We start from the raw sequence: 10,941 nt of genomic DNA on the forward strand, positions 1-10,941 counted from the left end.
AGATGAACAATCCAGCATTGATGCTTCTCTCTTTTTCGGTTGGAATAATGGTCGTTTTGCAAGGTGGGATCAGCGCCCGACTGGGAACCCTGCTCAATAATTCGCTGCTGGCCACATCCACGGCATTGACCTTGGGGGCCAGTTTTACCCTGATTACCGTGTTTATTACGGTACGACAGTTTCCAAGCGTGCATCAGCTAAAGGAGGTTCCATTGTACATGTGGGTGAGCGGTGGACTGTTGAGCTTTATTGCGGTGACCCTTTTCTACTACGTCATTCCGAGATTGGGCATTTCAAAGGCAGTGACCTTTGGACTGGCGGGGCAACTCATTTTCGCTGCAGTGGCCGGACATTTCGGATGGTTCAACATGCCCATCGAGCCAATTACCATCAAGAAAATTGTAGGATTGGTGGTGATGATCTCCGGGGCCATTTTAATCAAGTCGTAAAATGGATTTGATCGAAGCGAACATAAACAATCTGACCGGTCTTTGGAGGATAGCTGGACGTTTGGCGGGACAATACATGGAAGGGCCGGATTTCAGCCTGAGCATTGCGGGAAGTGGTGATTGGCCGAACAAACTCTGGTTTTCCAGGCCTGTTGATCAGCAAATCGTGGCCGGCATACCGCACAGGCATTTGGATAAGCTGGCGATTCCCATTTGGGGAAATGACCTTTCAACACAGGAGTTGATGCTCAAGAACCAGGGTTTTTTTGTGAAGTCGGAACAAGTCGCCATGTCCATAAAGTTGGATGAAACGCCCGCTCATTTGGGGCGTTTGGTGGCTCGTAAGGTGACCAATGAACGAATGGCCCTTACGTGGTCACAACTTTTTCAAGAAGCTTTTGGTTATTCGATAAGTGCGGATACGGTGATAAAGACCATGTGGGACATTGCCTATTTCATTGGTGCGGATGAGGAGGTTCCCGTCGGCACTGCAGTATTATTTATGGATGAATATGGCATAGCCGGTATCCACTCCATGGGAGTGGTTCCATCACAGCGTAGGAAAGGGTATGCACGTGACCTACTGGTCCACTTGCTGAATATCGCAAGGATAAAGGGTGCCGCACATGCCACCCTTCAGGCTTCCCAAATGGGCAAAGGGGTTTATCTGCAAACCGGTTTTCAGGAAGATTTTAATATTAAAACATTTATTAAACATAAAAACTAATGGATATGGATTTATTGGACAAACTCAATTGGCGGTATGCCACAAAAATATTTGATGCCACAAAAGAAGTGTCAAACGAAGAGCTCAATTTTTTAAAGGAAGCCATTCGCCTATCGGTTTCCTCATATGGCCTGCAGATGTACAGGGTGCTTATCATCGAAAACATGGAAATCCGCAAAGAGCTGCGAAAAGCCTCTTGGGACCAGGCCCAGATCACGGATGCGTCACATCTCTTTATATTTTGCAATTATACTGTTCATCACGGGCAACATGTGGACAATTACATCCAGCGTATCATGGATACCCAAGATAACTTGGATGCGAAGGGGCTGCAACGCTATGGGGAGTTCATTAAATCCGACCTTGCGAACAAGACTTCACAGGAACTTGATAGCTGGGCGGAAAAACAGACCTATCTGGCACTTAACAATCTTATTGTTGCATGTGCGGACAGGCAGATAGATGCCTGTCCCATGGAAGGTTTTGACAAGCAGGCCTACAATCGTATCCTAGGCCTTGATGAGATCGGTCTCAATGCATCAGTCATCGCACCTGTGGGATACAGATCAAGCAAGGATGAAACCCAAAAAAGAAGAAAGGTACGCAAATCTGTCCAAGAGCTGTTTGAAACAATTTAAAAGAATTGAGAATAAGGCAATGGTATCGAGATGCCAAAGAAGTGACAGTTATGATCAAGTATTTGGCATGGCCTAACTTTTTGATTCCAGTGAATATTGATGCCGGTATCGATGATCTCAGTTTAGTTCTTTTTTGGAGGGTATGTCCTTGAGATGGCTAGAAAGCATGAAATAAGTAGTTGAAAAATTAAGTTCCAACACAAAAATCCTACTAACGTGATATGAACAACGAGATATTTCATGACGGCGAACTTACCGTCCAACGTAAACTGGGAGTGGAGAGGCAGGCCAGCCGACTCAAAAGGATGGTAGCCCCTGCAATATCTCCTCAGATAGTACCATTTATCGAAACGCAGGCCCTAATCTTTGTTGGAAGCACCGATGCAACAGGACAGCCTTGGTCATCGGCCTTATATGGTGAACCAGGATTTTTACAGGTTCCTGAAAGTACCGAGTTGGTAATCGACCAGGAAATGATAAAGAGTCCCAAGGGGGATATGTTCTTTGCAAATATCGAGACCAATCCAGAGGTGGGCTTTCTTTTCATACACCCCGAGTCTCGGACTCGCTTCCGGGTGAACGGGTATGTGACACGGCTGGGCAGGAAGATTAAGGTGCGGGTTGGGGAGTCCTATGGTAACTGTCCAAATTACATCCAAGCAGGAAACTTAGTCATTGACAATACCTTTGATGCCAATCGAGGTACAGTGTTTCAGGGATCGGCCCTTGATGACAGGGGGTTAGAGATGATATCCCGTAGCAATACCTTCTACGTATCCTCAAGAAACACGGACGGAAGGACCGACACCTCGCATCGAGGAGGCAACGACGGGTTTGTTTCCGTGACACCCGAGGGAAACCTTATGATTCCAGACTACCCGGGGAACAATCTGTTCAACACCTTAGGCAACATACACCAATATCCGAGGACCGGACTATTGTTCATGGACCACGATAATGGGACAGTACTTCAATTGGCTGGTGAAGCCCGAGTACTCTATGACAGTGATTCTAAAAAACAACTTACAATCACTGGGGGTACCGGTGTATTTTGGATATTCCGCCCAATAAAGTGGATACGGACAGAGGGTCATTTTAATGGGACCTGGAATTTTCATTCCTACTCGCCCTTTAACCCAAAAGTAGAATAACAGGTCCCCTAGCGGGGCATTTTAAATAGTTTATAATAATAAATCAAAACAATGAAAAAAATTGGAATCAATGGAATGGGCCGTATAGGAAGGGCGTCCCTGAAGATCATCATGGATACCCCTGGACTTGAGGTCGTGGCCGTGAACGATATTGCCCCACTTGACAATATCGCATACCTCTTGCAATATGACAGTGTCCACGGGAAGCTGGATCGTAAGGTATCGGTGTCGGAGAACGTTCTTACCGTAGGAGACCATGAAATCCGCTTTTATAGTGAAAGAGAACCTAAAAATATCCCTTGGAAGGAGATCGGGGTAGATACCGTAATCGAAAGTACCGGAGTTTTTACCAAGGAGGAGGATGCTTCTATGCACATTGAGGCTGGGGCCAAAACTGTTGTAATATCTGGTCCGACGAAAAGTGTAGGCGTTCCCACAGTGGTCCATGGGGTGAATACCTCGGACGGAAAGGTATCCATCTTTTCCTGTGCCAGTTGTACTACCAACAACATTAGTCCGGTGATAGAAATCTTGGGTAGAAGAATAGGTATAAAGAAGGCAATCATGACTACCATCCATGCCGATACGGCATCCAACAGTATCGTGGATTCCCCTTCGGGAAATGTAAGAATGGGACGGTCGGGCCTGAACAACATTATCCCCACAACCACTGGTGCGGCAGTAGCTACCACAAAGGCAATGCCGGAATATGCCGGTAAGTTCGATGGAATGGCCTTCCGTGTCCCGGTGGCTGTGGGATCCGCATCTGATATAACTTTGGTTACCGAGCGGAAAACCTCCGTGGACGAAGTTAACGCTATTTTCAGGGAAGAGGCGGCAAGCCCACGTTACAAAGGTGTATTTGAAGCAGTGGACCAACCATTGGTATCCAGTGATATTGTAAAGGATCCACATGCCTCTATAGCTGACCTTTCCATGACTAAGGTAGTGGACGGAGATCTGTTGAAAGTGGTGACCTGGTATGATAACGAATGGGGGTTTGCTAATCAGATGATACGACAGATACTTGATAATTAGTGTCTTACATGGTGAAGAAGTTTATTTCCAAATCCCTATTTAAAGTGCGTTACGTCTTTAAATAGGGAATTTGGTTACTCCTTTATCTGTTTGACTTTTTCTACGTGTTATGAAATATTCAGGTTGGTTCTCTTCATAATTTTCGCCTAAAAATTCATGGCAACTCCAACACCGCTGGTCTTTAATACCAATCGCCAGCTCACCCTTTTTTCTAAATTTAATTTTTCCTGTTCTGAGGGATTTCCGTAACGCTTGTCCAGATAATTGTCGATAGCCTCGACCGTTGCTATACTTAGAGCAACGCTCAATGCAATATCCGTAAGCCAATGGGCACCGTTCCAAAGTCGCGTTAAGGGAGGAATACTGCCCAATAGATAGATACCACCCTTTAACCAAGGATTCTTGAATTGCTTGGCCAAAGCATGGGCATTACTGAAAGCGAGTGCTGTGTGCCCAGATGGAAAGGAATGAAAATCAGAATTTCGCTGAAATGGACGAAAATCATTTTTCTTCAGCCCCGTTCTTGGCCTGGCCCTACCCACCAGTGATTTGGAAATTTGTTGAAGTAGACCGGTAGCTGTAGCAGATGAAATCATTAGTACTCCAGTTCTACGTATCTTATCGTTGTTGGTAAAAAGGCCAGTGAGGTAAACAATACCGTTAAATGCATAGTTATTTTGTGGATTACCATAATACCATCCGTAATCTTCAATCAGTTTAGGTATATGCGGTTCTTGATTCCTGAACCACCTATCAGCTTCATCGTCAATGGTATATAAGCCCAAAGTGCCAATTACAACACCTCCAAAAAGCCCAACTTGGTTTTCCTCCCAGGACAATGGACGGACATAGGCATGACCAATACCTCCTACAATGCTGTTCAAATCATAGGTGAACTTTTCCCAGTTATTATTTTTGTTAGGTGCACTATTATTAATCTGCTGCGTGAATGCCATTGAGGTACAGAACAACAGTGTGGATAGCATGTTGATATAATGAATTTTCATAATCCAAACCTAATGTCCTTGCACAGACTTTTTTTTAAGGAAATAGGCACCATATTCAATTTTTGCTCATTGTTTTTGGTAGGAAAAACCCAGACGATAGTCTGGGCTTTATTATTGAATGATGTGATATGGATTTCTTTAGGCTTATGCTATACGTGAAGATGTTTAAAAGTTTATGGGCTTTAATTCACCCAACATAGTGGGTATGAGTTCTGATACCGTAGGGTGTATATGCACGGCATTCAATATGATTTTGTACGAAGCTTTCACATACATTAAATCCAACATTCCATGAATGATTTCATCTCCATTTAGGCCTAGAATGGTTGCACCTAGGATTTGCTCTGTATCCGCATCTATGATGACTTTCATGAAGCCGTTTTCCTCGCCATTTTCCCTCGCACGGGCAATTTTTGAAAAAGGTCGGTGCCCTTTTAACAGTTTTCTATTTGTTTTAAGCGCCTCCGTTTCTGTAATTCCAATTCTTGCCAAAGGTGGATCGGTAAATAGAGCATAGCATGGAATTCTATTTTTTGCCCCTTTATTTGTACCTTGAAAAAGAGTATCTGCCACAATTTCAAAGTCATTGTATGCGGTATGTGTAAAAGCTCCTTGGGCATTCACATCTCCCAAGGCCCAAACACCCTCCACATTCGTTCTCAAAAAATCATCAGCTTCTATATAGCCACGCTTATTCAGGATAATGTCAGTATTTTCCAAACCAAGGTCATGGGTGTTGGGTAATCTACCCGTAGCAACAAGGAGGTGAGTACCGGTCAAAGTTGTTGGTCCGTTATTTGAAGCAAGTTCTAATTTGATTCCATTAGCATGTGGGAATGCCCGAATACATTTTGCTCCTAAAAGAAATTCAATTTCTTCTTTTTCCAATATTTTTTTCAGTTCAATGGAAACGTCAGAATCCTCCCTTGGTACCAATTGAGAACTGGACTCAATTACAGTAACTTTGCTGCCAAACCTTCTGTACATTTGAGCAAATTCCAATCCAATATAGCTACCTCCCAAGATAATCAGGTGTTCCGGTACAAAGTCGACATCCATAATAGTGCTATTTGTGAAATAGGGGATATTATGGACTTCACTTGGTACTTGCGCCCTGGTTCCAATATTTATAAAGATTTTAGGAGCAGAAAGATGTTTGTTCCCTACTTGGATTATCTTGTTCTCCAAGAATTTGGCATGACCTTCAATAATGTCAAGACCAGCGAGTCCTGATAACCATCTATGCAAACCTTGCGACGATCTTTGTACAATTTCATCTTTACGTCTTTTAACGGTTTTCATATCCGTCTTCACCGGACTATGTATTGTAAACCCAAATTCGCTTCCTCTTTTTGCTGTATGGATAGCTTTGGCACTTGCAATCAAAGTTTTGGTTGGGGTGCATCCGTTGTTTACACAGGTGCCACCTAACCATTTTCGTTCAATCAAAGCTACTTTCTCACCCTTTGAGACCAATTTGGCAGCAAGGGAAGGCCCAGCTTGACCTGCTCCAATTATTATTGCATCATAATGTGTCATTATCTTTTTGGTTTAATGTGTTGTGGAGAATTATGCGGAATATGCTCCTGATTACTTGGTTGATCTGGATATGTTATGGATAAATCGATTGTTAATTTTTTCACCCTTGCTTTGATCCTCCGCAATATTTCAATCATTTTTATGCCCACGTAGTAAAAATGTAGTTGTAGGTTTGACCAAGTTTTCCATATAACTTCATTGCTAATTCCCATTCCACCAATTTTCATTTAGATATTGATGAAGTTTCTTCCTAGCCCTATGTAGCGATACCCAGCAAAGCGATTGGCTAATTTGTAATTCTTCACAGATTGCGTCTGTTTTAAAGCCTTTTTTCTTTAGTTCCAAAACCTGATGCTCACGTTTGGATAAATTGCTCATCCCAGAATTAAGAACCAATTCCAAATCATTTTCATTGATGCTTTCTGGAATTGGGTCATAGGTAAATTCATAATTGTATTCCATTTTTCTATCCGAACTCAATCTGGATTCTATGTTTTCCCTGATATGGTACTTTTTATTATTGTTGCCACGATAGTGGTCTGCGATTTTGTACTTTAAAATAGCCGTTAACCATACTCTTTCACTGGAGGCCCCTTTAAATCTATGCGCGGAATTCAATGCGGCAAGAAATGTATCCTGCACAATGTCTTCCACCATGTCATGGGGTAGTTTTTTATATGCGAAATTGAATAAGTATCCTTTGTACTTGTGTACCCAATTTTGGGGTTCTAATTGCTGAATGGAATGATTGGTTTGCATTGTTGATGTAATTGGTTATTAATTAAAATTTTGTTTTGAAACTTCTGTTCTTGGACTTGTCCTAATTGAATTTTGTAATAGCTTGTTCGATTTGAGGTGTTTCATTATGGAAGGGTTTTGGGTGTAAACCTCATAATCCATTCTACGGGCATGAACCATTATTCGCTCAATCAAAGCCAGTATAACCTCTTCAGCCAAATATTTAGATTTGTTGATGTTCAAAAGCATTAGCTGGTTTTTATTTACGAATCGATACTCGATGGAAGCGGATTGGCCATTCAGTACAAACTCATAAAACAATTTATCGTCATCGCTTCTGAATATGAGGGGAATTATGGCGTTCTCGTACATGATCTTTTTTTTCTTATGCTAAAGCTCCCGATTATTTAAGATGTAATTCTGGCAGATTATGCTGTTCTGTTCTCAAATTGCTCTCTGTATTGGGTTAAAAAGAACTAGAATTATTTTGTATAGATTTATATGGGATATAAAAACAAAGAAGGAGTAGATTATTGGTCTACTCCTTCTTTCAAGGGGTTTTTAAGGAAACCTAATTACAGTAAATGGCAGTGCAAAATTTATGCTTTTCCATCCAGTGAAATTAGCTTTTGAATTTTTCCATTGAATCCCAATTCTTATCTGCTTGGGAGATATGCTTGCCATTGCCTTCTTTTTCCCAAACCTCTACAAAATCCCCTTCAACATTTTTAGTGAACATGTAGAGTTTTCCGTTCACGATTCTGAATCTTGATGGGTCTGGCTGGAATTTTGCACCAAGAGAGACTGCAAATGCGCACCAACCCCCATATTGCGGTTTGTATTTTAAAGGATTTGCATCAAAAGTTTCTTTTTGCTTTTTGTTGGTAAAATAATACGCCACTCCGTCATAAGTGGATTTGTATTTTTTGTTGCCTAGTTCTGCCTTTTCCAAATCAACATAGGAAACAGGACTATACCCTTCCAACGCAATTTTACTGTCATCAATACTGTAACTATGGGATTGTGCGGAAAGTACACCAAGACCCATGAATAGGATAACAGCAAACCCACTTACTTTTTTAATTAAATTAAGATTGCCAATTGTTTTCATTTGATATATTTTTTATGAATGAATATGATTTGGGGTAAAAGTATGTTGGTGATCAAGATGGAAATTTAGTCTACTAACCCTCTTATCAAATACTTGCTCTTTTTATTCAGTGTTTTGACGGAAATAAAAAAAGCAGGATGTTGTTGGCACCCTGCTTTTGTCTTTCCCAGTTTCTGTGGCACCGTCTATAGCTTTCGCTCTGATTTCAAAATAGAAAGGTCATTGATACTTGCATACCTTTTTCGCATAAGACCATTTTCATCAAACTCCCAATTCTCGTTTCCATAAGCTCTGAACCATCCACCAGACCGATTGCGATATTCATACTCAAATCGGACTGCAATTCTATTCTCCGAGTGAGCCCAATATTCCTTTTTCAATTTATAGTCCAATTCATTTTCCCATTTGCTTGCCAAGAACTTCTGAATTTCCTCTCGGCCGTTGATAAATTGGGAACGGTTGCGCCATTCGCTATCAATGGTGTATGCCTCTGAGACTTTTATTGGGTCTTGACTGTTCCAGGCATCTTCCGCCAATTTTATTTTCTCCTCGGCACTTTCGCGTGTAAAAGGGGGTATAGGATTTTTTATCATTTTAATATGTAGGTATTGTTACAATAAAATAGGTCATCCGGACAACCTTGCTAACTACTAACTCAAACTAACTATTTATGTGCAATGTCTTTAAGTTTAAGGAGTTCTTGACAAATATCTTGGAAAGGTTTGGCACAAAACGTTTGCTTTATGCTTCTCTATTCTGTAATTGCCTTTTTGTCTCTGGGGACGAATTGTTTTGTGATTGGAAAGTACTCCTGAAATATACAAATAGGGTAGGGAAGAGGGAATTTCGACTTAATAATGATTTGAGGCAGTAAGTGTTAATCTGCTGATGGATTTGCAGTAAATCTTAGATACGCTGCTTTTTTGGTAACTTTAAACGGATATTGTTTTTCAGCCTCTTGATCACTTAAGGAAGGACTTACGATAACATCTTCACCTTGTTTCCAGTTGGCTGGTGTGACAACCTGATGTTGGCTGCTTAATTGTAGTGCATCGATCACGCGAAGAATTTCATCAAAGTTTCTGCCAACGGACATAGGATAAGTCAAATGCAATTTTATTTTCTTATCAGCCCCAATTATAAAAACAGATCTAATTGTATGTTTATCAGAACTATCTTTATGAATCATTTCATATAATTGGGCAATTTTAGCATCCTCATCAGCAATTATGGGAAATCCGATTTTGACATTCATCGATTTTTCAATTTCCAATTTCCAACCGTTATGGGACTCCAAACTATCCACACTAAGAGCTATTGCTTTGACGTTTCGGTCACTGAATTCTTGTTCCAACTGCGCTACAGCTCCCAACTCGGTTGTACAAACAGGGGTGTAATCTTCAGGGTGGGAAAATAGTAAGCCCCAAGAGTCTCCCAACCAATCATAAAAATCAATAGGTCCAATTGTGGTCAATGCCTTAAAATTAGGCGCACTGCTTTCCAATCCTAATGCCATGCTAATCTTCTGATTATAAACCCTAAATTAACATATTACTTTTATTTAATTTATATTTAAAAAAATAATTGTTTCAAATACTCGGAAATTGGTGGAAATACGAGCAGTTATAGTGGATGACGAGGAAAGGCACCACAACATATTGGGAAAAATGCTAAAGAATTTTTGTCCTGGAATACGTGTTGTGGGAAATGTCTTCTCAATAAGTGAAGCCATTCCACTGGTTGAAGGTGAGAAGCCAGACTTGGTCTTTTTGGACATTGAAATGCCCGGAGGAAATGGATTTACAATTTTTGATCATTTTGAAGAACCACCGTTTCAAGTCATTTTTACCACAGCCTTTGATCTTTATGCCATAAACGCCATTAAATATGCAGCTTTGGATTACCTGTTGAAACCGATTAACATTGGGGAATTGAAAAATGCCGTAGCAAGGGCGGAAAAGATACTTGAAAAGCAAAGCAAGGTAAACCTAGAAAAAATTCAAGTCCTTAAGTCAAATATTCAACTTGAAGATAGAAGTTTGACCAAAATAGCGTTGCGATCTTCTGAAGGGATTGATTTTGTGGAAGCGCAAGATGTGATTCGTGTTGAGGCCAATCAGGTCTACTCCAATTTCTACCTCCAAAATGGAAAAAAAATCTTGGTGTCCAAACCTCTGGGTGAATTTGAAAGTATGTTGGAATCCTGCAATTTTTTCAGGGTGCACAAATCACACATGATCAATCTTGACCATATTGTTAAATACGTAAAGGGCAAGGGAGGATATGTGATTATGAAAGATGGTTCAAATGTTGACGTTTCTGTTCGTAAAAAAGACAAATTTCTTAAAAGGTTTGTGTAGACTTTTCTTTTACCAGAAGTTTTAAAATCTTAATTCAATTCATTTCTTTTTTGGCTTATATTAAAAATTGATGTTTAGAGTTGACAGCTTGGACGCGTTAGGGATTTGAGAAAAAAGGAAGGCAATTAAAATATTGACAGACGATAACGATAAAACTATAACGGTTAACCAATTTGCAAGAAG

General features: G+C 40.7%; 13 protein-coding genes. 6 read left to right on the plus strand and 7 right to left on the minus strand.

What is annotated here, in order from left to right:
* Positions 1–2 precede the first annotated feature (2 nt).
* The 5 genes from J0X14_RS08030 (at position 3) to J0X14_RS08050 (ending at position 4,003) form a co-directional block, all read left to right on the plus strand.
* Complete coding sequence (locus J0X14_RS08030) at positions 3–449, plus strand: DMT family transporter (RefSeq protein WP_207097236.1); 447 nt, start codon at positions 3–5, stop codon at positions 447–449.
* Between the two features lies 1 nt (position 450).
* Positions 451–1,176 (plus strand): GNAT family N-acetyltransferase, encoded by a 726-nt coding sequence (locus J0X14_RS08035; RefSeq protein WP_207097237.1) that lies wholly within the window; start codon positions 451–453, stop codon positions 1,174–1,176.
* Between the two features lie 5 nt (positions 1,177–1,181).
* A complete protein-coding gene (locus J0X14_RS08040; RefSeq protein WP_207097238.1) occupies positions 1,182–1,814 on the plus strand; it encodes an NAD(P)H-dependent oxidoreductase in 633 nt (210 codons plus the stop codon).
* Positions 1,815–2,035: 221 nt separating this feature from the next.
* Positions 2,036–2,965, plus strand: coding sequence for a pyridoxamine 5'-phosphate oxidase family protein (locus J0X14_RS08045; protein ID WP_207097239.1), 930 nt, complete (start codon positions 2,036–2,038; stop codon positions 2,963–2,965).
* Between the two features lie 51 nt (positions 2,966–3,016).
* Positions 3,017–4,003, plus strand: coding sequence for a type I glyceraldehyde-3-phosphate dehydrogenase (locus J0X14_RS08050; RefSeq protein ID WP_207097240.1), 987 nt, complete (start codon positions 3,017–3,019; stop codon positions 4,001–4,003).
* 146 nt (positions 4,004–4,149) lie between these two features.
* Here J0X14_RS08050 and J0X14_RS08055 read toward each other — a convergent pair whose 3' ends face one another.
* The 7 genes from J0X14_RS08055 to J0X14_RS08085 form a co-directional block, all read right to left on the minus strand.
* Positions 4,150–5,010, minus strand: coding sequence for a phosphatase PAP2 family protein (locus J0X14_RS08055; protein WP_207097241.1), 861 nt, complete (start codon positions 5,008–5,010; stop codon positions 4,150–4,152).
* Positions 5,011–5,175: 165 nt separating this feature from the next.
* On the minus strand, positions 5,176–6,549 hold the full coding sequence (locus J0X14_RS08060) for an FAD-containing oxidoreductase (RefSeq protein ID WP_207097242.1): 1,374 nt from the start codon (positions 6,547–6,549) through the stop codon (positions 5,176–5,178).
* A gap of 201 nt (positions 6,550–6,750) precedes the next feature.
* Complete coding sequence (locus J0X14_RS08065; RefSeq protein ID WP_207097243.1) at positions 6,751–7,308, minus strand: sigma-70 family RNA polymerase sigma factor; 558 nt, start codon at positions 7,306–7,308, stop codon at positions 6,751–6,753.
* 18 nt (positions 7,309–7,326) lie between these two features.
* Positions 7,327–7,659 (minus strand): hypothetical protein, encoded by a 333-nt coding sequence (locus J0X14_RS08070; protein WP_207097244.1) that lies wholly within the window; start codon positions 7,657–7,659, stop codon positions 7,327–7,329.
* Positions 7,660–7,909: 250 nt separating this feature from the next.
* Positions 7,910–8,398 (minus strand): YHS domain-containing (seleno)protein, encoded by a 489-nt coding sequence (locus J0X14_RS08075; RefSeq protein WP_207097245.1) that lies wholly within the window; start codon positions 8,396–8,398, stop codon positions 7,910–7,912.
* Positions 8,399–8,583: 185 nt separating this feature from the next.
* Complete coding sequence (locus J0X14_RS08080; RefSeq protein ID WP_207097246.1) at positions 8,584–8,991, minus strand: nuclear transport factor 2 family protein; 408 nt, start codon at positions 8,989–8,991, stop codon at positions 8,584–8,586.
* A 284-nt stretch (positions 8,992–9,275) separates the two neighbouring features.
* Positions 9,276–9,914 (minus strand): peroxiredoxin, encoded by a 639-nt coding sequence (locus J0X14_RS08085; protein ID WP_207097247.1) that lies wholly within the window; start codon positions 9,912–9,914, stop codon positions 9,276–9,278.
* Between the two features lie 91 nt (positions 9,915–10,005).
* On the opposite strand from J0X14_RS08085, the gene J0X14_RS08090 reads away from it, so the two are divergent.
* The gene (locus J0X14_RS08090) at positions 10,006–10,758 is read left to right on the plus strand and encodes a LytR/AlgR family response regulator transcription factor (protein ID WP_207097248.1); all 753 of its coding nucleotides are present in this window, start codon (positions 10,006–10,008) and stop codon (positions 10,756–10,758) included.
* The last annotated feature ends 183 nt before the right edge of the window (positions 10,759–10,941 follow it).

Source organism: Allomuricauda sp. CAU 1633 (genome assembly GCF_017313225.1).
Taxonomy (GTDB): Bacteria; Bacteroidota; Bacteroidia; order Flavobacteriales; family Flavobacteriaceae; genus Flagellimonas.

What these genes read in the sequence shown, in the direction of transcription:
- J0X14_RS08050 (WP_207097240.1), top strand. Translation starts at nt 3,017, where the DNA reads ATGAAAAAAATTGGAATCAATGGAATGGGCCGTATAGGAAGGGCGTCC.
- J0X14_RS08085 (WP_207097247.1), bottom strand. Translation starts at nt 9,914, where the DNA reads ATGGCATTAGGATTGGAAAGCAGTGCGCCTAATTTTAAGGCATTGACC.
- J0X14_RS08080 (WP_207097246.1), bottom strand. Translation starts at nt 8,991, where the DNA reads ATGATAAAAAATCCTATACCCCCTTTTACACGCGAAAGTGCCGAGGAG.
- J0X14_RS08075 (WP_207097245.1), bottom strand. Translation starts at nt 8,398, where the DNA reads ATGAAAACAATTGGCAATCTTAATTTAATTAAAAAAGTAAGTGGGTTT.
- J0X14_RS08045 (WP_207097239.1), top strand. Translation starts at nt 2,036, where the DNA reads ATGAACAACGAGATATTTCATGACGGCGAACTTACCGTCCAACGTAAA.
- J0X14_RS08070 (WP_207097244.1), bottom strand. Translation starts at nt 7,659, where the DNA reads ATGTACGAGAACGCCATAATTCCCCTCATATTCAGAAGCGATGACGAT.
- J0X14_RS08055 (WP_207097241.1), bottom strand. Translation starts at nt 5,010, where the DNA reads ATGAAAATTCATTATATCAACATGCTATCCACACTGTTGTTCTGTACC.
- J0X14_RS08060 (WP_207097242.1), bottom strand. Translation starts at nt 6,549, where the DNA reads ATGACACATTATGATGCAATAATAATTGGAGCAGGTCAAGCTGGGCCT.
- J0X14_RS08065 (WP_207097243.1), bottom strand. Translation starts at nt 7,308, where the DNA reads ATGCAAACCAATCATTCCATTCAGCAATTAGAACCCCAAAATTGGGTA.
- J0X14_RS08040 (WP_207097238.1), top strand. Translation starts at nt 1,182, where the DNA reads ATGGATTTATTGGACAAACTCAATTGGCGGTATGCCACAAAAATATTT.
- J0X14_RS08035 (WP_207097237.1), top strand. Translation starts at nt 451, where the DNA reads ATGGATTTGATCGAAGCGAACATAAACAATCTGACCGGTCTTTGGAGG.
- J0X14_RS08030 (WP_207097236.1), top strand. Translation starts at nt 3, where the DNA reads ATGAACAATCCAGCATTGATGCTTCTCTCTTTTTCGGTTGGAATAATG.